Origin of the sequence: Actinomadura sp. NBRC 104412, from assembly GCF_030269515.1 — a bacterium.
GTDB lineage: Bacteria > Actinomycetota > Actinomycetes > Streptosporangiales > Streptosporangiaceae > Spirillospora.
In genome coordinates this window covers 339,502-359,872 of record NZ_BSTM01000004.1, presented here as the reverse complement: position 1 = coordinate 359,872, position 20,371 = coordinate 339,502, and the positions used below count along the sequence as shown (strand labels likewise).

General features: G+C 71.2%; 24 protein-coding genes. 18 read left to right on the top strand and 6 right to left on the bottom strand.

Features of this window, described 5'->3' with window-relative positions; all coding sequences use genetic code 11:
* The first annotated feature begins 11 nt into the window (after positions 1 to 11).
* Both map and QSK21_RS07820 read left to right on the top strand, forming a co-directional pair.
* On the top strand, positions 12 to 836 hold the full coding sequence (map, locus tag QSK21_RS07825; RefSeq protein ID WP_285694708.1) for a type I methionyl aminopeptidase: 825 nt from the start codon (positions 12 to 14) through the stop codon (positions 834 to 836).
* A gap of 32 nt (positions 837 to 868) precedes the next feature.
* Positions 869 to 1,321 (top strand): DUF1707 SHOCT-like domain-containing protein, encoded by a 453-nt coding sequence (locus QSK21_RS07820; protein WP_285694645.1) that lies wholly within the window; start codon positions 869 to 871, stop codon positions 1,319 to 1,321.
* A 67-nt stretch (positions 1,322 to 1,388) separates the two neighbouring features.
* Here the strand turns inward: QSK21_RS07820 and QSK21_RS07815 are convergent, their stop codons facing one another.
* Complete coding sequence (locus QSK21_RS07815) at positions 1,389 to 2,204, bottom strand: phosphodiesterase (protein ID WP_285694644.1); 816 nt, start codon at positions 2,202 to 2,204, stop codon at positions 1,389 to 1,391.
* A gap of 231 nt (positions 2,205 to 2,435) precedes the next feature.
* The gene (locus tag QSK21_RS07810; protein ID WP_285694643.1) at positions 2,436 to 2,993 is read right to left on the bottom strand and encodes a hypothetical protein; all 558 of its coding nucleotides are present in this window, start codon (positions 2,991 to 2,993) and stop codon (positions 2,436 to 2,438) included.
* Between the two features lie 301 nt (positions 2,994 to 3,294).
* Here QSK21_RS07810 and infA point away from each other — a divergent pair, with 301 nt between their 5' ends.
* From infA to truA, 8 genes are all read left to right on the top strand, one after another.
* Complete coding sequence (gene infA / locus QSK21_RS07805) at positions 3,295 to 3,516, top strand: translation initiation factor IF-1 (protein ID WP_197009446.1); 222 nt, start codon at positions 3,295 to 3,297, stop codon at positions 3,514 to 3,516.
* A gap of 71 nt (positions 3,517 to 3,587) precedes the next feature.
* Positions 3,588 to 3,701, top strand: a complete 114-nt coding sequence (rpmJ, locus tag QSK21_RS07800) for a 50S ribosomal protein L36 (protein ID WP_285694641.1) — start codon at positions 3,588 to 3,590, stop codon at positions 3,699 to 3,701.
* A gap of 261 nt (positions 3,702 to 3,962) precedes the next feature.
* Positions 3,963 to 4,343, top strand: a complete 381-nt coding sequence (rpsM, locus tag QSK21_RS07795) for a 30S ribosomal protein S13 (protein WP_285694640.1) — start codon at positions 3,963 to 3,965, stop codon at positions 4,341 to 4,343.
* A gap of 128 nt (positions 4,344 to 4,471) precedes the next feature.
* The gene (gene rpsK, locus QSK21_RS07790) at positions 4,472 to 4,873 is read left to right on the top strand and encodes a 30S ribosomal protein S11 (protein ID WP_285694639.1); all 402 of its coding nucleotides are present in this window, start codon (positions 4,472 to 4,474) and stop codon (positions 4,871 to 4,873) included.
* Positions 4,874 to 4,890: 17 nt separating this feature from the next.
* Complete coding sequence (gene rpsD / locus QSK21_RS07785) at positions 4,891 to 5,517, top strand: 30S ribosomal protein S4 (protein ID WP_285694638.1); 627 nt, start codon at positions 4,891 to 4,893, stop codon at positions 5,515 to 5,517.
* A 133-nt stretch (positions 5,518 to 5,650) separates the two neighbouring features.
* On the top strand, positions 5,651 to 6,664 hold the full coding sequence (locus QSK21_RS07780) for a DNA-directed RNA polymerase subunit alpha (RefSeq protein WP_285694637.1): 1,014 nt from the start codon (positions 5,651 to 5,653) through the stop codon (positions 6,662 to 6,664).
* Positions 6,665 to 6,766: 102 nt separating this feature from the next.
* The gene (gene rplQ / locus QSK21_RS07775; RefSeq protein WP_285694636.1) at positions 6,767 to 7,306 is read left to right on the top strand and encodes a 50S ribosomal protein L17; all 540 of its coding nucleotides are present in this window, start codon (positions 6,767 to 6,769) and stop codon (positions 7,304 to 7,306) included.
* A gap of 126 nt (positions 7,307 to 7,432) precedes the next feature.
* Complete coding sequence (gene truA, locus QSK21_RS07770; RefSeq protein ID WP_285694635.1) at positions 7,433 to 8,353, top strand: tRNA pseudouridine(38-40) synthase TruA; 921 nt, start codon at positions 7,433 to 7,435, stop codon at positions 8,351 to 8,353.
* Between the two features lie 14 nt (positions 8,354 to 8,367).
* Here truA and QSK21_RS07765 read toward each other — a convergent pair whose 3' ends face one another.
* The 3 genes from QSK21_RS07765 to QSK21_RS07755 all read right to left on the bottom strand — a co-directional run bounded on the left by QSK21_RS07765 (position 8,368) and on the right by QSK21_RS07755 (position 12,070).
* Positions 8,368 to 9,912, bottom strand: a complete 1,545-nt coding sequence (locus QSK21_RS07765) for a hypothetical protein (RefSeq protein ID WP_285694634.1) — start codon at positions 9,910 to 9,912, stop codon at positions 8,368 to 8,370.
* Positions 9,913 to 9,934: 22 nt separating this feature from the next.
* Complete coding sequence (locus QSK21_RS07760; protein ID WP_285694633.1) at positions 9,935 to 11,107, bottom strand: hypothetical protein; 1,173 nt, start codon at positions 11,105 to 11,107, stop codon at positions 9,935 to 9,937.
* Between the two features lie 117 nt (positions 11,108 to 11,224).
* Positions 11,225 to 12,070, bottom strand: a complete 846-nt coding sequence (locus QSK21_RS07755; protein ID WP_285694632.1) for a CAP domain-containing protein — start codon at positions 12,068 to 12,070, stop codon at positions 11,225 to 11,227.
* A gap of 413 nt (positions 12,071 to 12,483) precedes the next feature.
* On the opposite strand from QSK21_RS07755, the gene rplM reads away from it, so the two are divergent.
* The 4 genes from rplM to QSK21_RS07735 all read left to right on the top strand — a co-directional run bounded on the left by rplM (position 12,484) and on the right by QSK21_RS07735 (position 15,775).
* Complete coding sequence (gene rplM, locus QSK21_RS07750; protein ID WP_285694631.1) at positions 12,484 to 12,927, top strand: 50S ribosomal protein L13; 444 nt, start codon at positions 12,484 to 12,486, stop codon at positions 12,925 to 12,927.
* Between the two features lie 138 nt (positions 12,928 to 13,065).
* Positions 13,066 to 13,581 (top strand): 30S ribosomal protein S9, encoded by a 516-nt coding sequence (rpsI, locus tag QSK21_RS07745; RefSeq protein WP_285694630.1) that lies wholly within the window; start codon positions 13,066 to 13,068, stop codon positions 13,579 to 13,581.
* 478 nt (positions 13,582 to 14,059) lie between these two features.
* Positions 14,060 to 15,403, top strand: a complete 1,344-nt coding sequence (gene glmM / locus QSK21_RS07740; RefSeq protein WP_285694629.1) for a phosphoglucosamine mutase — start codon at positions 14,060 to 14,062, stop codon at positions 15,401 to 15,403.
* Positions 15,404 to 15,433: 30 nt separating this feature from the next.
* Positions 15,434 to 15,775: a hypothetical protein gene (locus QSK21_RS07735; RefSeq protein ID WP_285694628.1), complete on the top strand. Its 342-nt coding sequence runs from the start codon at positions 15,434 to 15,436 to the stop codon at positions 15,773 to 15,775.
* A gap of 20 nt (positions 15,776 to 15,795) precedes the next feature.
* On the opposite strand, the gene QSK21_RS07730 is transcribed toward QSK21_RS07735, so the two are convergent.
* Complete coding sequence (locus tag QSK21_RS07730; RefSeq protein ID WP_285694627.1) at positions 15,796 to 16,458, bottom strand: HNH endonuclease family protein; 663 nt, start codon at positions 16,456 to 16,458, stop codon at positions 15,796 to 15,798.
* A 93-nt stretch (positions 16,459 to 16,551) separates the two neighbouring features.
* On the opposite strand from QSK21_RS07730, the gene QSK21_RS07725 reads away from it, so the two are divergent.
* From QSK21_RS07725 to QSK21_RS07710, 4 genes are read left to right on the top strand one after another with little or no spacing between them, the layout of a single operon-like run.
* Positions 16,552 to 17,547 carry a DUF389 domain-containing protein gene (locus QSK21_RS07725; protein WP_285694626.1) on the top strand — a complete coding sequence of 332 codons (996 nt, stop codon included), beginning with the start codon at positions 16,552 to 16,554 and terminating at the stop codon, positions 17,545 to 17,547.
* Position 17,548: 1 nt separating this feature from the next.
* Positions 17,549 to 18,514 (top strand): ABC transporter ATP-binding protein, encoded by a 966-nt coding sequence (locus tag QSK21_RS07720; RefSeq protein WP_285694625.1) that lies wholly within the window; start codon positions 17,549 to 17,551, stop codon positions 18,512 to 18,514.
* A complete protein-coding gene (locus QSK21_RS07715; protein ID WP_285694624.1) occupies positions 18,511 to 19,389 on the top strand; it encodes an ABC transporter permease in 879 nt (292 codons plus the stop codon). Before QSK21_RS07720 ends, QSK21_RS07715 begins: the two co-directional genes overlap by 4 nt.
* Complete coding sequence (locus QSK21_RS07710) at positions 19,386 to 20,351, top strand: ABC transporter ATP-binding protein (RefSeq protein WP_285694623.1); 966 nt, start codon at positions 19,386 to 19,388, stop codon at positions 20,349 to 20,351. The genes QSK21_RS07715 and QSK21_RS07710 overlap by 4 nt, the downstream gene beginning before the upstream one ends.
* Positions 20,352 to 20,371: the final 20 nt, after the last annotated feature.

The following is a 20,371-nucleotide window of genomic DNA, read 5'->3' as shown; positions in this document are numbered from 1 at the left end:
GGGGATTCATGTTGAGACGGCGCAGGCGGCACGGCATCCAGGTCAAGACCGCCGAGCAGGTGGAGCTGATGCGCGCGGCCGGGCTGCTGGTCGGCGAGACGCTGGAGAGGCTGCGCGAGGCGGTCAAGCCCGGGATCACCACGATGGACCTGGACGTGCTCGCCGAGCAGCACATTCGTGACCATGGCGGCGTCCCGTCGTTCAAGGGCTACCACGGCTTTCCCGCGACGATCTGCACCTCGGTGAACGAGGAGATCGTGCACGGCATCCCCAGCGCCGACCGGGAGCTGCGGGACGGCGACGTCCTCTCCATCGACTGCGGCGCGATCGTGGCGGGCTGGCACGGCGACTCGGCGATCACCGTTCCGGTGGGCGAGATCACGCCGGAGGAGGCGCGGCTGCTGGAGGTCACCGAGGCGTCCCTGTGGCACGGTCTGGCGGCCGGAACGGCCGGGGCCAGGCTGACCGACATGTCCCACGCGATCGAGTCTCATATCCGCTCTCAGGGCTCCTACGGCATCGTCGAGGGGTACGGGGGCCACGGCATCGGGACGCGGATGCACATGGACCCGCTGATCCCTAACCACGGGGAGCCCGGACACGGCCCCGTCCTGGAGCCGGGCATGTGCTTCGCGGTCGAGCCGATGGTCAACCTCGGCACCAAGGACACCGTGGAGCTGGCCGACGGCTGGACGGTCGTCACCGGCGACGGCCGCCGTTCCGCCCACTTCGAGCACACCTTCGCGGTCACCGAGGACGGCCCCCGGGTCCTCACGGCCCTTGATGAGGGCCGGGAGTGGTTCACGAAGCTGGGAATCGTCGAGGCTGGGAAGTAGCCTTCCCTTCTGACAGCAGTGAAGGGGCCGGTATGCCGCCAAATCCTGATATCCGGGCCTCTGACGCCGACCGTGACCGCGTGGCCGGGTCGCTGCGCGAGCACTGTGCCCAGGGCCGCATCACCATGGACGAGCTCCAGGAGCGGCTTGAGTCGGTCTACGCCGCCAAGACCATCGGGCAGCTCCAGGAGATCACCTCCGACCTGCCCGAGGAGGACCTGTACGAGCTGCCCGTGCCGGCGTCCCAGCGCACGACCGCCGCCCCGGCGACGCGTTACGAGACGGGCACGGAGTCCTTCCGGACGGGACGCCGCGCGCTGTGGACCACGTGGGCGGTCATCAGCTCCCTCAACGTCACGCTCTGGCTGGCCCTCGCCCTCACCGGCACCCTGGTGTACCCGTGGTGGATCTGGGTCGCGGGGCCGTGGGGCGCCGTTCTGCTGATCGGAACGCTCCTCGGCCAGCCCAGACGCCCCAGCCGCTGAGCGTCCCGGCGCTGAGCGTCGCGGCCGCTGAAGGCCGGGGCCGCTGAAGGCCGGGGCCGGGCCGGGCTCACTCCACGTCCATGAGCGGCCGGTGGCTGCCGCTGGGAACGAAGTGGGTGGTCGCGCCGCCGTCCTGGCCGATCAGATGGACGGCGAAACCGGCCGGCTCGCCGGTGACCGCCGCGCGGCCGGGCCGGCTGAGGTCGAGGAACAGTTGCCGGTAGGTGCTGGGGCAGGTGGTGCTGACCCGGCCCGCGAACGTGCCCGCCGAGCCGCGGTGCACATGGCCGCTGATCACCCGGATCACCTGCTCGTGGCGCCGGATGACCTCGGCGAACCCGGTGGTGTCGCGGAAGCGCATGTCGTCGATGAACCGGATCCCGATCGGATAGGGCGGGTGGTGGGTGGCCACCACGGTGGGGGTGCCGGGCTCGGCGGCGAGGGTGTCGTCCAGCCAGGCCAGTCGCTCGGGGTCCATCGCGCCGTGCGGGGATCCGGGGACGGTGGTGTCGCAGCAGACGAGCCGTGTCCCCGCCACGTCCACCGCGTACTGGACGGGCGCCAGCGGCCCGTCGGCGGTCGCCGCGACGGCCGGGTGAGCGCCGAAGGCGGCGCGCAGCGCGTCCCGGTCGTCGTGGTTGCCGGGCATCGGGTGGACGGGCATCGGCAGCGGTGACAGCAGGGCGCGCAGCCGGTCGTACTCGGCGGCCTGCCCGGCCTCGGTGAGGTCGCCGGTCAGCACCACCGCGTCGGGCCGGGCGGGCAGGGCCAGCAGGGCGGACACCGCGGCCCGCAGGGCGCGCACCGGGCCCGAGTCGTCGGGCACCACGCCCCGTTCGTCCGCGGTGATATGGGTGTCGCTGAACTGCGCGACAATCGCCATTGCTGCCTTCCCTCCGGCACGCTCACGCCCTCCCGCAGGGCCATGGATGCGGGCGGTGCCCGGTGCCTTGCCGGCGGCCGTCCTCCGTGCCGGGTGCCGTCCGATCCGATCCTCGCCTTCGCGGGCGGGCCTGTCGATCCACCCAGGCGAAAGCAAGATCACTCCTGTCGGGAAGATCCCCGATTCCGCGCGGGACATGTCCGCCGCGGTGGGGCGGCGTGCCGGGACGGGTCAGGCCACATGCGGGATGACCGCGGACAGGGCCGAGGTGACGTCCTCGGGGGCAGGGGCGATCGACGGGACCACGTCGCGCAGCGCCAGCCAGCCGTTGATCGCCTGGACGGTGGGCCGGGCCTCGCGTAGCTGCGGGTCGTCCACCTCGTACCAAGCGGCGATCTTGGACCAGCGCCAGAGCCGGTGGCCCGCGCTCGACATCTCCGAGGCGGGGAAGCCGCCCGGTCCCCGGGCGCCGGTGATCGACAGCCGTACCGAGTCGACCGACCGGCCGACCCGCTCGGCGATGTCGCGGATGGTCAGCAGCGGGTCGGCTTCCACCCGCTGGACACGCAGGCCGGGCGCGCTGGTCTCCACATGCTCCACCAGCTCCATGATCGCCGCCGCCAGCGTGGGCCCCTGCCAGCTACAGGAGGCGTTGCCCGGCCGGTCGGCGTGCTGGGGCTCGGTGATGATCGAGACCGTGACCTGGCCGTACGTGCGGTCGAACAGGGCGTCCAGTTCCTCCTCGTAGAGGGGACGGCTGAGGATCAGCGCGAAGTCATAGCTCGGCATGCCGATCCTCCTTGGACTCCTCCTTGGACGTCCTTCCTTCCGGAAAGGTACAACGCGCGGGCGCTGTATGCTGGGGACGGGAGCGGTGTCGGGCACCGGAACATGCGTTGATTTCACAATCGGCGGTCCGGTGACGTAGACTCCTATGTCGGTCCTGCTGTCGGCCGCCCACGATTCCTGCCCGGAGATTCGATCTCGGCATGGTCGCGGCCGGAGTCCCGTGGAGATCTCTTATCACCAGAGTTCTGACCGGGGGTCCCGCGGGCCGGTCCCAAGAGCCGATCAGTGAAGCGCGGAGGACATGCCCAAGAAGGAAGGCGCCATCGAGATCGAGGGCACCGTCATCGAGTCCCTCCCCAACGCCATGTTCAGGGTGGAACTGGACAACGGGCACAAGGTGCTCGCCCACATCAGCGGCAAGATGCGGATGCACTACATCCGGATCCTGCCGGACGACCGCGTCGTCGTGGAGCTGAGCCCCTACGACCTTTCGCGCGGCCGGATCGTCTACCGCTACAAGTGAATCGATAACCCACTGGGGTTGCCTTCCTCATGCGTGGCGGCGTGAGGGTGACCCTGAACGAAGGAGACCCAGTGAAGGTCAAGCCGAGCGTCAAGAAGATCTGCAACAACTGCCGCGTCATCCGCCGGCACGGCCGGGTCATGGTGATCTGCTCCGACCCGCGCCACAAGCAGCGCCAGGGCTGAGGCCCCGGCCCGGCGACCGGCACCGCCGGACCGGCACAACCGAACAAGACAAGCGCGTCGCGATCTTTCACCACGTGGCCGTACGACCCTGGATCGGGTCGTGCGGCACCGGTGTCCCCGGGGCCGGAGGCACGGCCTCCTCCACGGGGACCCGCGCGGGTGAAGGGGGACCCTCGGACGGAGGCCGAGGCCGCCACCCGGGCAGGGTGTTCGCGGGAGCGGCGCGCACACACCTCCGCGACATGAAGGGAACTGCCCTAGATGGCACGCCTGCTGGGCGTCGACCTCCCGCGCGACAAGCGCGTGGAGATCGCTCTCACCTACATTTACGGCATCGGCCGTACCCGGGCGCAGGAGACGCTGGCCAACACCGGTGTCAACCCGGACCTGCGCGTCCACCAGCTCGGCGACGACGAGCTGGTCAAGCTGCGCGACTGGATCGAGGCGAACTACAAGACCGAGGGCGACCTGCGCCGCGAGGTCCAGGCCGACATCCGGCGCAAGATCGAGATCGGTTGCTACCAGGGCATCCGGCACCGCCGCGGGCTTCCCGTGCACGGCCAGCGCACCCAGACCAACGCGCGGACGCGCAAGGGCAAGAAGAAGACCGTGGCCGGCAAGAAGAAGGCCGGGAAGAAGTGAGCGATTCCCTTCCGGCCCTCGCCGGGACGCCGGACCGTCCGAACGTGCAGAGGACGCACATCATCCAGTAGTCCGGCCTCCGGCGCCCGCCGGATCCGGATCGACGACCTCAGGAGTAGAGAGAGCAGATGCCTCCCAAGAGCCGTGCCGGCGCCAAGAAGGTGCGCCGCAAGGAGAAGAAGAACGTCGCTCACGGGCACGCCCACATCAAGAGCACGTTCAACAACACGATCGTTTCGATCACCGACCCGAACGGGAACGTGATCTCCTGGGCCTCCTCCGGCCATGTCGGGTTCAAGGGCTCGCGCAAGTCGACCCCGTACGCCGCCCAGCAGGCCGCCGAGTCGGCCGCCCGGCGTGCCATGGAGCACGGCATGCGCAAGGTCGACGTCTTCGTGAAGGGCCCGGGCTCGGGCCGTGAGACCGCGATCCGGTCGCTGCAGGCGACCGGGCTCGAAGTGGGCTCGATCCAGGACGTCACGCCCGTTCCGCACAACGGCTGCCGGCCGCCGAAGCGCCGTCGGGTCTGAGGGGGAGATTCAGGACAATGGCTCGTTACACCGGCGCCGACTGCAAGCTGTGCCGTCGCGAGAAGATGAAGCTGTTCCTCAAGGGCAGCAAGTGCGAGGGACCCAAGTGCCCGATCGAGATCCGGCCCTACCCGCCGGGTGAGCACGGGCGCGGCCGTCCCAAGGAGACCGAGTACCTGCTCCAGCTTCGTGAGAAGCAGAAGGCCAAGCGCATCTACGGGGTGCTGGAGCGGCAGTTCAGCAACTACTACGTCGAGGCCAACCGGCAGGGCGGCAAGACGGGTGAGAACCTGCTGTCCCTGCTGGAGCGGCGGCTCGACAACGTGGTCTACCGCGCGGGCTTCGCCAAGTCCCGCGACATGGCCCGCCAGCTGATCCGGCACGGCCACTTCCGGGTCAACGGCAAGAAGGTCAACATCCCGTCCTACCTGGTCAGCGAGGCCGACATCGTCGATGTGCGGGCCAAGTCGCTGGAGATGACCCCGTTCCAGGTCGCCAAGGCCGAGGCGGGCGAGCGCCAGGTCCCGGCGTGGCTGGGGGTGGACGCCGACCGGATGCGGATCTTCGTGCACTCGCTGCCCGTCCGGCAGCAGATCGACGCTCCCGTCCAGGAGCAGCTGATCGTCGAGCTCTACTCGAAGTAAGGGCTCGTCCAGGCAAGGGCTCACGGCCCGTCCCGGCCGGCCTCCGTCCCGTACGGAGGCCGGCCGGGGACGGGCAAGTACCATGGAGCACGCGGTCGTCAAATAGCGGGCACCGCGGAAAGAGAGAATTCCCATGCTCATCGCTCAGCGTCCCACCCTCACCGAGGAGCAGGTCGACGAGTTCCGGTCGCGGTTCACCATCGAGCCGCTGGAGCCGGGCTTCGGCTACACGATCGGCAACTCGCTCCGCCGCACCCTGCTGTCCTCGATCCCCGGCGCCGCCGTCACCAGCATCCGGATCGAGGGCGTGCTGCACGAGTTCTCCACCGTGCCCGGGGTCAAGGAGGACGTCACCGACATCATCCTGAACCTCAAGGAGCTGGTGGTCTCCTCCGAGCACGACGAGCCGGTGGTGATGTACCTGCGCAAGCAGGGCCCCGGCGAGGTGACCGCGGCCGACATCGCGCCGCCCGCCGGCGTCGAGGTGCACAACCCCGACCTGCACATCGCCACCCTCAACAACAAGGCCAAGCTGGAGATGGAGCTGACCGTCGAGCGCGGTCGCGGCTACGTCTCGGCGGCCCAGAACAAGCAGCCGGGCCAGGAGATCGGCCGGATCCCGATCGACTCGATCTACTCGCCCGTCCTTAAGGTCACCTACAAGGTCGAGGCGACCCGGGTCGAGCAGCGCACCGACTTCGACCGCCTCATCCTGGACGTGGAGACCAAGCAGGCGATGCTGCCGCGGGACGCGGTGGCCTCCGCCGGCAAGACCCTCGTCGAGCTGTTCGGGCTGGCCCGGGAGCTCAACGTCGAGGCCGAGGGCATCGACATGGGCCCGTCCCCGACGGACGCGGCGCTGGCCGCCGACCTGGCGCTGCCCATCGAGGAGCTCAACCTCACGGTCCGCTCCTACAACTGCCTCAAGCGCGAGGGCATCCACTCGGTGGGCGAGCTGGTCGCCCGCTCCGAGCAGGACCTGCTGGACATCCGCAACTTCGGCGCCAAGTCGATCGAAGAGGTCAAGCAGAAGCTCAGCGACATGGGCCTGTCCCTGAAGGACTCCCCGCCCGGGTTCGACCCGAGCGCGGCGGCCGACAACTACGGCGACGACGACACCAGCTACGCCGAGACCGAGCAGTACTAAGCACTCTCCATTCCAGGCCGGGGGCCGCGAACACGGGCGGCCCCCGGCCTGGAACCAGGCTGACGCCGGTACCTGATACGGCCGGCGCAGGAAGGAACGACGATGCCTCAGCCCACCAAGGGCGCCCGTCTGGGCGGCAGCCCCGCGCACCAGCGGCTCATCCTGGCCAACCTGGCGACGGCGCTGTTCGAGCACGGCCGCATCACCACCACCGAGGCCAAGGCCCGGCGGGTGCGCCCGCTGGCCGAGAAGCTGATCACCAAGGCCAAGCGGGGCGACCTGCACAACCGCCGCCAGGTGGCCAAGGTGATCCGGGACAAGGGCGTCGTGCACGAGCTCTTCACCGAGATCGCGCCGCGCTACGCGAACCGTCCCGGCGGCTACACCCGGATCACCAAGATCGGGCCGCGCCGGGGCGACAACGCCCCGATGGCCGTGATCGAGCTCGTCCAGGAGGAGCTGGCCGCCTCGACCGGCCGTCCCGCCGCGGCTCCGCGGTCCAAGGCCGCCGTGGTGGCGCCCACCCCGGCCGAGGTCACCGAGAAGGGCGAGGCCGAGGACGAGGTGACCCTGTCCAAGGGCGAGGACGCCGAGACCGAGGCCACCGACACGGCCACCGACGAGGGCGACACCAAGAAGTAGCAGGTCAGGGCGCCTTTTGGTGCGTTCGACATGCGCTCGGGCCCGCCGGTCCCTTACGGGACGGCGGGCCCGATCTTTGCCAGACTGCTGTCATGGTCACGTTCATGGTCACGTGAGAGGGGTGGGATGACCGCGCTGGTACGGCTCCGGCTCGACATCGGCTACGACGGGTCGGGGTTCGCCGGCTGGGCGCGCCAGCCCAACCAGCGGACCGTGCAGGGCGTCATCGAGGACGCCTTGGCCCGCCTGCTGCGCCTCGACCCGCCTCCGGCGCTCACCGTGGCGGGCCGCACGGACGCGGGCGTGCACGCGCGGGGCCAGGTGGCGCACGTGGTGGTGCCGGTCGCCTCGTACTCAACGGTCAACGGCACCATGCCGCGGCGGCTCGCGGGCCTGCTGCCGCCGGACGTGCGGGTGTGGCGGGTGTCGGTCGCCCCGGAGGGGTTCGACGCGCGCTTCTCCGCCCTGTCGCGCCGGTACGTGTACCGGGTGTGCGACGACCCGGTCGGGGTGGATCCGCTGCGCCGCCACGACGTCCTGTGGCATCCCCGTCCGCTGGACCTGGACCGCATCAACACCGCGGCGGCGATGCTGCTGGGTGAGCACGACTTCGCCGCGTACTGCCGCAAACGGGAGGGCGCGACCACCATCCGGGAGTTGCAGCGCTTCGAGTGGCACCGTGAGGAGCCCTACGGCGTGAGGGACGCCGCGCGGGGCGACGTGCCGCGTCCGGCGGTTCAGCAGCGGGGGATGGTCGTGGCGACCGTCGAGGCCGACGCGTTCTGCCACTCGATGGTGCGCGCCCTCGTCGGGGCGATGCTGGTGGTGGGGGACGGCAGGCGCGCCGTGGAATGGCCCAGGGAAGTGCTGTCGCGGCGGGTCCGCGACTCGGCAGTGAACGTGGCGCCCGCGCACGGGCTTTCCCTGGAGGAGATCCGCTACCCGGAGCCGGAGAACCTCGCCCAGCGCGCCCAGGAGACCCGGCGTGTCCGCACGCTCAACTCCGGGTCCGGCTCGGGGTTGTCCGGTGACTCCGTGGCCGGCTAGCGCCGTGCCATGGTTCAGCCTCGGGCGCGCGTGTCGATGGGACGCAGCGCGTACCCCACGAACTGTTCGGCGACGGCCTTGAGCATCGGGTCGCCCGGCAGTGGCCGCTTGCCGTTGGCGTACGTCGCGTACGCGTAGACGATGTAGCGTCCCCTGACCGTGCTGGCCGCGTACCCGCCCGCCCGGTCGATGTCGGGGGCGCGCTTGCCGGGCATCCCGCGGAACCATTCGTATCTGCTCGGGTCGCCGGCCGTGTTGGCTTTGAGCGCCGCGGCCTTGGTGGGCAGCACCGCGATGCCGGACGTGACGGCGAGGGACCGTTTCCTGTCGAGGTAGGTGACCCGGACGACGCTGCTGCATCGCAGCGCGGTGAGCGCCTTCGCCATCGCGCCGCGGGCGACCAGGGCGCACTGGTGGTTGACCGAAGAGCGGTCGCGGGCGTACGCGCGCCCGGCCAGGACGATCCGCGAGGTCGGGAACGCCTCGGTGAGCGCCAGCGGCTTCGGATCGGTGCGCACGCTGTCGATGACGGACGGTTCCGAGGGCGGCGTCGGGGTACTGGAGGGGCTCTGGGACGGGGCGGGGCCGTTCCGCGCGACCTGCGGTCCCGAGGTCTCGGCCGCCCCGGCGCGGCGGGTGGTGCTGTCGGAGCCCCCGTTCGCGACGACGAAGCCGCCGGCGCCGATGAGCAGCGCCACGACGGCCACACCCCCGCCGATCAGCAGCGCCTTGCGGCGTCCACCGGAGGCGCGGCCCGTGCCCTTGCCGCTGCCCGTGTCCGTGCCCGTGTTGAGCAGGCCGTCGGCGAACGGCGTGCTGTCGATCGAGAGCCCGCCCTCCGCGTGGTAGACGGGCGTGATCACCTGGGGACGGGTCTCCTTGGACGCCTCGGTCACGACCGGAGCGGGCATGGGAGTGGGTATCGGAGTGGGCGTTGTGGGCGTTCGGTCGCCGTCCTCGGGTGGTGTCGTCCCGGGTGGGAGGAACGAGTCGGGCGAGAGGACCTGCCCGGAGACCTCCGCCTCCGGGGCCGGGGGATCGGGCTCAGGCTCCGGTGCGGGCTCGGGCTGGGCCGCGGGCTCGGGTTCCGGTTCCGTCGCCGTGACGGCGGGGATGCCGTCCGGGTCGGTGTCCCGGGACGCGGGGCGGGGGCGCTCGACGATGGGCTTGTTCGGGACGGCCCGCCGGGTGTCGACGCTCGGGACGCCCGTCCCGGCGACCAGCGTGCCCGGGATCTCCTCGGGCTCCGCCGCCTCCTCGGACTCCGACGCCTCGGGCTTCGCCTCCTCGGGCTCTGCGGCCCGCTCAGGCTCCGGCGCGGGTTCGGGCGCGGTGGGAGCGGGCTCGTCATCATCCGCCCACCACGGCTTCTGCAGGCCGATCGGCAGCCGGATCTCGACGGGCACGGAACCCTCGTCCGCCGTCTTCTCGCCGGCGGCGGAGGCGGCCTCGGCGGCGGGCGGCTCGGCTTTGCCGAAGCTGGGCGGCGCGGCCGACGCCGGGACGGGGGGCGTTTCCGCGTCCTGCGGCCGGTCACCGGCCTCGTGAGATCCAGACATAGCCACGAAGTATTCGTCCAGGTCAGTTTTGGAAGGGCTTGCCCTCGGTCTCGCGGTAGTGCAGCGCGAAGCTGAGACCGCTGCCCCGGATGAGGTGCTGCCCGAAGGTCGAGACCACCGAATGGTACTTGGTGGCGACCCTCTTACCATCCGGGCGCTGCACCCAGGTCATCACCAGGTAGTGCCCGCGCGCCTCGGCGGTGCCCAGGGCCTCGCCCCTGCCGATCGTCTTGCTGTATCCGGCGCCGCGCAGCGGCTTCAGGAAGGCGTCCTTGGCGGTGGCGGCCCGCTGCGCGACCTTGGCGGCGTCCTCGGTCTCCAGGTTGAACACCCCGACCGTCCCGACCAGCAGCCCGTCGCGGCGGGCGTAGGTGGCGCGCAGCACCTGCGTGCAACCGCCCCTCTTCATCGCAACCGACAGCTTGGCTCCCTCGACCGCACCCGTGCAGGAGCGGTGGATGTGCCAGGCGGTGCGCACGTACTTCTTGCCCGAGCCGGTGAACGCGGCCTTGCCGAACACCTCCTTCAGTGACAGGGCGCTCGGGTCGGTCGCGCGGCTCTTGAGCTTGACCGGCTCCAGGGTGGGCTGGGTGGGGGACGCCTTGACGGCCGGTGACCGCGCGGGGTTGGAAGCGTTCCCGGCGTTGGCCGACGAGTCGTCCCGAAGCATCGAGGAGAGCACCACGCCGCCACCGACGAGCAGCAGCCCGGCCGCCGCCGCACCCCCGACGATCAGCGGCAGGCGCCGCCTCTCCCTCGGCATGCCACCGCCGCCCGGACCCGGCATCCCCATCTCCGGCATCCCAGGGCCATGCATTCCGGAATCGTGCATTCCGGGACCGTGCATGCCCTGGTCGGGGCCGTTCGGATCGGGCATGCCCGGCGGAGCCTGCCTCGCGGGGCCCGGCATCCCAGGGCCTTCTTCGTACGCGCCGCCGTAGGTGTCGTCGCCGAAGCCGCCGGGCGAGCCGAAGCTTCCGCCGGGCGAGTACGGCACGTTCGGCGGCGCGTACGGGTCATCGCCTTGGGGCGGGCCGGGGAAGCCGTTGCCCTGCGGCGTCCGGTAGGGCGCGCTCGTAGAGGCGGGCTGGGTGAGGTCGGCCCGGTCCTGCTCCCAGGGCGCGTCGTAGGGGGACGCCTGGCCTCCCCCGACCGGCCAGCCGCCCGGTTTGCCTTGATCGCCCGGATAACCCATGGGTCGGACCTTACCGTTCCCTTCGTCTGGTAGCTGACCTAACGGAACAACACCATGACATGGGGAAGAACGCAGCGCGGCTGGTTTGGGAAAGGTCACATGCCGCCGGTCAGGGGTCTAGACCCAGCCGAAATTCTGCGTCCAGTAGGGGCCGCCGGGGCCTTGGGCCATCCCGACGCCGATCGCCCGGAGCTTGCAGTTGAGGATGTTCGCGCGGTGCCCGGGGCTGTTCATCCACCCCTGCACCACGGCCGCCGGGGTGGCGTAGCCCTTGGCGATGTTCTCGGCCCCGGGCTGGGAGTACCCGGCCGCTTCCATGCGGTCCCACGGGCTGTCGCCGTTGCGGGACGTGTGGTCGAAGTAGTTGTGCGCCGCCATGTCCGCCGAGTGCCGCTTGGCCGCGAGCATGAGCTTCGCGTCGATCCGCAGCGGCGAGCAGCCCTCCTTGGCCCGCTCCTTGTTGGTGAGGGTCACCACGGTGGTCTCGGCCACGGTCGCTCCGCCGACGCGGGGGGTGCCGCCGCCGGACGACCCGCCGCCCGGACTCGCGGACTTCGACTCCTCCGGACGCGGGGTCGCGCGTTTCGTACCGCCCGGGAGGGGTTTGAGGGGCAGGGCGCTCTCGCCGGGCGACGGGACAGGGTCCGCGTCGGCCGCGTCCCGGCGCGTGCCGAGGTCGGTGCCGGGCGGAGGAGGGGCGTTCCCGGGCGCCGCCCGTCCCGCGAAGACGGGCTCGGACCGCAACTCGGGGAGGACGAGCCGATCCAGGGCCACGCCGGTCCCGACGGCGAGGGCCGAGGCGGCGGCCACGGCCGTGATGGTCAGCGCGCGCTTGGGGCCGGAGCGCCGGTCCGGCCGCCTTCTGGAGCGGCCGCCGACGCGGTGTCCTGACGGGCGGCGGTCGTCGTCCCGGTCGCGGCCGGGACGGTGCGTTTCGGTGGGTCCGGCGGGGTAGGTCGGCATCGGCGGGGCTCCCGGTTCTCGTCGGCACAGCGTCGTTGGCACCTGCCGTGCGGCAGGGCCTGGCCGGCGTCGCCGTGATGGACCGGTCGCGCGAACTTTATCCCGATAGGCCACTTACGTCCCGGCAATCCCTCAAAAAGACGATCACCTGGTGCGGGCCCGGCTCACTTTGCCCAGCGCCCCTGCGGCCGGGTATGCTGACCTACTGCTGTATGCGGTGACGCCTGTCCTCGGGCGGGCCGCGAATCGCCGGTGTCCTCCGCGTCGTCGGCTGTCGTCAGCCGTCGTCGGCTGTCCGTCGGCTCGCGCGGATCCGGATCACCGGTCTCCCGGGAGCGCCTGGTCGGATCAGCCTCTGATCGGCGCGAGCAGGAATCCGCTGAGAAAGTCGACGAGAAACGAAGGCTACGACCGTGCGCACGTACACCCCAAAGCCCACTGACGTGCAGCGTCAGTGGTACGTCATCGACGCGACCGATGTCGTGCTGGGTCGGCTCGCCAGTCAGGTCGCGCAGCTGCTTCGGGGTAAGCACAAGCCGATCTACGCGCCCCATCTCGACACCGGTGACTTCGTCATCGTCGTCAACGCCGAGAAGGTGGCGCTGTCCGGCAACAAGCTCGAGCAGAAGCGTGCCTACCGGCACTCGGGCTACCCGGGCGGGCTCCGCTCGGTGACCTACGCCGACCTGATCCGCAAGCACCCCGAGCGGGCCGTGGAGAAGGCGATCAAGGGCATGCTGCCCAAGAACTCCCTCGGCCGGAAGATGTTCGGCAAGGTCAAGGTCTACGCCGGTCCGGACCACCCGCACCAGGCGCAGAAGCCCGTGCCGTTCGAGATCACCCAGATCAAGCAGTAGCGACATCCCGCCGCCGTTCGCGCGGTGGCACCGGCCCGCGCCGGCGAGCGCGCGGCCGGACTCGAAACAGTGGCCGCCGGGGCACCCGACGAACGACACCGGGCCCGCCGCCCTGGCTAGAAGACCCCAAGGAGAACCGTGACCGAGCCCGCCGCCGAGACGTCCGCCGAGGGCGTCGAGTACGACTCGTACGAGGACGCGCCGTCGGAGTACACCACCGAGACCCCGGAGGCCGCGGACACCGGCTACCTGGGCCAGCCGGTCGCGACCGGCCCCGCCGCCGGCACCGGACGCCGCAAGCAGGCCATCGCCCGGGTGCGGATCGTCCCCGGCGAGGGCAAATGGACCATCAACGGCCGCACCCTCGACCAGTACTTCCCCAACAAGGTGCACCAGCAGATCGTGAACGAGCCGTTCGTGCTGCTGGGCCTGGAGGGGCAGTTCGACGTGCTGGCACGGGTGAACGGCGGTGGCACCACCGGCCAGGCCGGCGCGCTGCGGCTGGGCATCGCGCGGGCGCTCCAGTTCGCCAACATCGAGCACCGCCCGGCGCTGAAGAAGGCCGGCTTCCTCACCCGCGACGCGCGGGTGCCCGAGCGGAAGAAGGCCGGTCTCAAGAAGGCCCGTAAGGCTCCGCAGTACAGCAAGCGTTGATCGCAGTACGAGCCGCCGCACCCCATGGCGTTTCCGCGGCCGGTCCCCATGGCCGGCGGCAGGGTGCGGCGGCTCGTCCGCTTTCCGGCCCGCTCTCCGCTCCCGCATGGCCCGTGCGCCCCGTGCACCCTGTGCGCCGTCTGCCCTGTGCACTCTGGACGCCTCGTGCGCCCTCTGCACGCGGTACGGCGGCATCCGGCCACGCGAAGAGCGCCATGCGGGCCGGGTCCGGCTGCTTTCATGGCCTTCATGACAGACGACCGCGAAGCGACGCACCCGCGCGCCTGCGGTCGGGTCACCCGTGGACGCGCGCCGTCCGTCCAGGACGTCCGGGACGACCGGGCATGCTTGCCGCGGATACGGGCACAAGATCGACCGCGCGCCGGACGGGGCGCGCTCTGGGCTCGACCGCGTGGATCCGGCGAACCGGCGTTCCGGAGGTGTCCCGCGGTCTCTTGTTCGTATCGGGAGTTGAACAGTGGGTCGTCTCTTCGGGACCGATGGGGTGCGCGGGCTCGCCAACCGCGATCTGACCGCGCCGCTGGCCATGGACCTGTCCGTCGCGGCGGCACGGGTCCTGGGTGAGGCGGGCGCGTTCGAGGGGCATCGTCCCGTGGCCGTGGTCGGGCGCGACCCGCGCGCCTCGGGGGAGTTCCTGGAGGCCGCGGTGGTGGCCGGGCTGGCCAGCGCGGGCGTGGAGGTGCTGCGGCTGGGGGTGCTGCCGACCCCGGCGGTCGCGTACCTCACCCACGCACTGGACGCCGACCTCGGCGTGATGCTGTCGGCCTCGCACAATCCCGCTCCCGACAACGGCATCAAGTTCTTCGACCGCAGCGGCTACAAGCTGCCGGACGAGATCGAGGACAGGATCGAGGGGACGCTCGGCCAGGACTGGGACGCGCCCACCGGGTCCCTGGTGGGCCGCGTCAGGGACGCGCACGGCGCCGTCGAGCAGTATGTGGCGCACCTGCTGAGCACGGTGCCGGTGTCGCTGCACGGGTTGCGCGTGGTGGTCGACTGTGCCAACGGCGCGTCCTCCGACGTGGCGCCCGAGGCGCTGCGCCGGGCCGGCGCCGATGTGATCGCGATCGGCGCGGCCCCGGACGGGCTCAACATCAACTCGGGCTGCGGATCCACCCACCTGGAGGCGCTGCAGAAGGCCGTGCGCGAGCACGGCGCGGACGTGGGCATCGCCAACGACGGCGACGCCGACCGCTGCCTGGCCGTGACCGCCGACGGCGAGCCGGTGGACGGCGACCAGATCATGGCGATCCTGGCGATGGACCTGCGGGAGTCGGGACGGCTGACCGGTGAGACCGTCGTGGCCACCGTGATGTCCAACCTCGGCTTCAAGATCGCGATGCGTGGCGCGGGGATCGACGTCGTGGAGACGGCGGTGGGCGACCGGTACGTGCTGGAGGCCATGAAGGAGGGCGGGTTCGTCTTCGGCGGCGAGCAGTCCGGCCACGTGATCATGCTGGACCATGCCACGACGGGCGACGGCGTCCTGACCGGCCTGCACCTGATCGCGGCGATGGCGCGCAGCGGGCGCCCGCTGGACGAGCTGGCCAAGGTGATGACCCGGCTGCCGCAGGTGCTGGTGAACGTGAAGGGCGTCGACAAGTCCCGTGCGGGCGGCTCCCCGGAGCTGGCCAAGGCCGTCGCCGAGGCGGAGGCGGAGCTGGGCGACAACGGGCGGGTGCTGATCCGTCCCAGCGGCACCGAGCCCATGGTCCGCGTCATGGTGGAGGCCGCCTCGGAGGAGCAGGCCAGCGCGACCGCCGACCGCTTGGCCGAGGTCGTCCGTACCGTCCTCGCCTGACGGGGAACGAGCCGGGAATAGGGTGATCAGATGAGCAGCGAGTCGAACGAGCCGAACGAGACGGCCGAGCAGGCCGGGCAAGCCGAGGAAGGGCGCAAGCGCAAGGCGCTGCCGCGGGTCCGTACCGAACGCGGCGTGGGGGCGCGGGCGACCGGGGCGACGGTCACCGGGGCGTCGGCCACGGGGTTCACGGTGCGGGCGGGCAACGCCTTCGGGTCGCTGGCGCTGGGCTCGATGGCGCTGGGAGCGCTGGCCGTCGGCGCGGTCGCCATCGGCAAGCTGGTGGTCAAGCGCGCGGTCGTCCACCATCTGCAGGCGGGAACGGTCGAGATCAAGCACCTGAAGGTCGGCCGCCTCGACATCACCGAGTGATCGGCGCCGCCGGCGGATGATCAGCAGCTCTCGGTGAAGGCCCGCAGGGCGTCGCGGTCGGCGCGGGTGACGGGAAGCCCGTACTCCTTGGCGACCGCGACGTACCTGGCGGCGTAGTCGCACTGGAACGCCGTGCGCGGCTTCCACTCGCCGGGGCCGGAGTCGCCCTTCTGGCGATTGGGGACGCCCCATACGGCGAGCAGGTTGTCGAGGTCGTTGGCGAAGCGTTCGCGGCGGTCCTCGTCCCACTCCGAGGCGCCCATCCGCCAGGCCAGCGCGAGCGGGTAGACGTGGTCGATCTGCACCTCGTCGGCGTCGGACTTGACGAAGGTGATCGTCCTGCCCGTGTAGGGGTCGTGCAGCGTCCCGGCGACGACGACGCAGTCCCCGCGTTTGCGTACGTCCCGCAGGTCACGGGCGAGGACGTCGTTGCGCTGGTCGCAGCCGTTGCGGTCGATGTCCTTCCAGCGGGTGCCGAAGCGGTCGCGGTCGTAGCCGCCGCCGGGCCGTTCCGTCGCGACCCGCAGGCTTTCCAGGTCGCGGACCGAACGCGCGGTGGACGACACCCGTGGGGACGCGGCTCCCGCTGAGGGATCGTCCGACAGGCCCACCTCCACGCTGCACCCGGCCACGCCCGTGGCGAGTGCCAGCAGGACGGCCGTCGTCGCCCTGGGCCACGGCATGCCTTCACCCGCCTTCATCTGTACCGTCGCATTGTCCCCGCTTTGCCGGACTTTACTGATGGGGCGCGGTCCGCGATGCGGCACCATGTGGGGATGCTGCACTTGAGAGCGATCGTGCCGGAGGACCGTACCGACGCGGTCTGCGCCGTCCTCGCGGGCTGCACGGGCGCCACCAACGTCGTCGTCCTGCCGGGCGCGGCCCGGTCCCCCCGTGGCGACCTGGTCACCGCGGACATCGCGCGCGAGTCGGCGAACGAGGTCATCGAGGAGTTGCAGGGCCTGGGCATCGAACGGGACGGGGCGATCTCGTTCGAGCACATCGACCTGTCGCTGTCCAGCGGCGCCGAGGCGGCCGAGCTGCGCGCGCCCGGCCACGGCGACGACGCGGTGGTCTGGGAGGAACTGGAGCGGCGCACCGAGGACGACAGCAGGATGACCTGGTCGTTCCTGGTGTTCCTGGTGCTGGCCACGCAACTGGCCGGGATCGCCGCGCTGATCGACTCGCCGGTGCTGGTGGTCGGCGCGATGGTGCTCGGCCCGGAGTTCGGCGCGATCGCCGCGATCTGCTACGGCCTGCTGCACGGCCATGGCCGCCGGATCCTGGTCGCTTTGCGCACACTGGTCGTCGGGTTCATGCTGGCCGTCCTGGTCACCTACGTCTGCGCGCTGGTCTCCCGCTGGATCGGGGTGATCGAGTTCGACCGGCTGCCGGAGTCGCGTCCCATGACCGCGTTCATCTACAGTCCCGACCGGTGGTCGTTCATCGTGGCGCTGCTGGCGGGCGTGGGCGGCGTGCTGTCGCTGACCTCGGGCAAGTCGTCGGCGCTCGTGGGCGTGTTCATCTCGGTGACCACCGTCCCCGCCGCGGGGAACCTGGGGGTGGCGCTGGCGCTGGAGCACGGCACCGAGGTCACCGGGTCGCTACTGCAACTGGGCGTCAACGTGGCCGGCATGATCATCGCGGGCACGCTCACGCTCCTCCTGCAACGATGGATATGGACGCTGTTCCTCCGAAGGAAGGGGATGTTCCCGAGGCGTCATGGCTCTCCAGAGGGACGTCTGGGTGCCGGCAGGGGACTAGGTTCATAACATGCCGATCATCGCGACCGACGCGCTGACGATGCGGTTCCCCCGGGTGACCGCGCTGGACGCCCTCTCCGTGGCCGTGGAGCCCGGCGTCGTCGGCCTGGTCGGGGCCAACGGGGCGGGCAAGTCCACGCTCATCAAGATCCTGCTCGGGCTGCTGCCGCCCACCTCGGGCCGCGCGTCCGTCCTGGGCCTGGACATCGCCCGCGAGGGCGAGGCGATCCGGGAGCGGGTCGGGTTCATGCCCGAGTACGAGTGCCTGCCGCCCGACGTCTCGGCCACCGAGTTCGTCGTCCACATGGCGCGGATGTGCGGGCTGCCGCCGACCGCCGCCCGCGAGCGCGCCGCCGACACGCTGCGGCACGTGGGCCTGTACGAGGAGCGCTACCGTCCCATCGGCGGCTACTCCACCGGCATGCGGCAGCGGGTCAAGCTGGCGCAGGCCCTCGTCCACGACCCACAGCTGATCTTCCTGGACGAGCCCACCAACGGGCTCGACCCGGCCGGCCGCGACGAGATGCTCGACCTGATCCGCAGGATCGGCACCGAGTTCGGCATCAGCGTGCTGGTCACCTCCCACCTGCTGGGCGAGCTCGAACGCGTCTGCGACCATGTGGTGATCATCGATGGCGGCCGGCTGCTGCGGTCCCAGGCGGTCGAGGCGTACACCACGGCGAGCGGCGTCCTGACCGTCGAGGTCGACGAGGGGCGCGACGCGCTCGGGCAGCGGCTGTACGACGCGGGCCTCTCGGTGCGTCCCGAGGGACGGTTCCTGCTCGTCGACATCGCCGGGGAGTCCACCTACGACCTCATCCGCGACACCGTGGCCGAGCTGGAGCTGCGGCTGGTCCGCATGGAGCAGCGCAGGCACCGCATCGAGGAGGTCTTCGCCACCGGGCCGCCCGGCCCGGAGGGCGGGGGAGCGCCGCCGCCTCCCGTGGACTACGCGCCTCAGGGGGCTCCGCGATGAGCGTCAGCACGATCCACGACATCGGCTACCGGCACTACGAGGGCCGCAGGCTGGGCCGCGCGTACATGACGCGGTCGCTGTACCTGCACAACCTGCGGGCCGCCTACGGTCTCGGCCGACCGGCGCGGGCGAAGGTGATGCCGTTCCTCCTGGCCGCGATCATGCTGTTGCCCGCCGCGGGCTCGGTGGCGGCGTTCGCGCTCACCAAGGAGGCGGAGACGCTGATGCGCTACGCCTCGTACGCGCCGACCCTCCAGGCGATCATCGCGATCTTCATGGCCACCCAGGCGCCGGTGCTGGCCTCGCGGGAGCTGCGCTTCCACGTGATCCCGCTGTACTTCTCCCGCCCGGTGGGCCATCTGGACTTCGTCCTGGCCAAGCTGGGCGCCATGGTGACGGCGCTGTTCGCGCTGATGGCGGTGCCGATCACCGTCCTGTACGCGGGCGGCCTGGTGACCAGCGCGCCCGACCCGGGCGAGCAGCTCGTGCGCTTTCTCACCGCGCTGGTCGGCTGCGCCCTGTACGCGCTGGTGCTGGGGGCGATCGGGCTGGTGGTCGCGGCGTTCACGCCACGCCGCGGGTTCGGCGTCGCGGCCGTCATCGCCGTGTACCTGGTCACCGCGGCCTTCGTCGCGATCATTCAGGGGCTCGCGGAGATGGAGTCCAACTGGTCCCTGGCGGGCTGGGCCGGGCTGTTCGCGCCGTTCAACCTGGTCGACATCGTCCAGGTGCGGCTGCTGGGCGCGCAGAGCTCCTCGATCGCCATCGCGCCCGGGCTGCCCGGCGGACTGGTGGCGCTGGCGATGTGCCTGGGCCTGGCGGCCGGCTCGGTCGCCGTCCTGTACGCGCGGTTCCGGAAGGCGGGGCTTTCATGAGCAGCGGCGAGGCCGTTCAAAACTTCCGGAAGCCCTCCCCTGGGGGCGGCACGGCCGAACTCCGGCTGGAGGGCGTGTCCCGCTGGTACGGGAACGTGGTGGCGGTCAACGGGATCTCGATGACGATCGGGCCGGGCGTGACGGGCCTGCTGGGGCCGAACGGCGCGGGCAAGTCGACGCTGATCCACATGATGGGCGGCTTCCTGCCCCCCTCGTCCGGGACGGTCACCCTGGACGGCGCGCCGATCTGGAAGAACCCGGACGTCTACCGGCGGCTCGGCCTGGTGCCCGAGCGTGAGACCGCCTACGACTTCCTCACCGGGTGGCAGTTCATCCTGGCGATGGCCAAGCTGCACAGGCTGCCCGACCCGGCCGGGGCGGCGCGGCGGGCGATCGCGCTGGTGGAGATGGACTACGCGGCCGGCCGCACGATCGGCGGCTACTCCAAGGGCATGAAGCAGCGGATCAAGATGGCGTCCGCCCTGGTCCACGATCCGCCGGTGCTGCTGCTGGACGAGCCGTTCAACGGGATGGACCCGCGGCAGCGCCTCCAGCTCATGGAGCTGATCCGCCGGATGGCCGCCGAGGGCCGGACCATCCTGTTCAGCTCGCACATCCTGGAGGAGGTGGAGCGGCTGGCCCAGCACATCGAGGTGGTCGTGGCGGGCCGGCACGCCGCCTCCGGCGACTTCCGCAAGATCCGCCGGCTGATGACGGACCGCCCGCACATCTTCATGGTGCGCTCCGGCGACGACCGCCGGCTGGCCGCCGCCGTCATCGCGGACGGCTCGGCGCGCAGCGTCCAGCTCACCGAGAAGGGCCTGCGCGTGGAGGCGGTCGACTTCCAGCGGTTCACCTGGCTCCTGCCACGGCTGGCCCGCGACGCCGGCGTCCGGCTGTGGGAGGTCTCGCCCTCCGACGAGTCCCTCGAAAGCGTCTTCTCCTACCTGGTGGCCCGATGAACGGCCGCCGGGGACCGGGA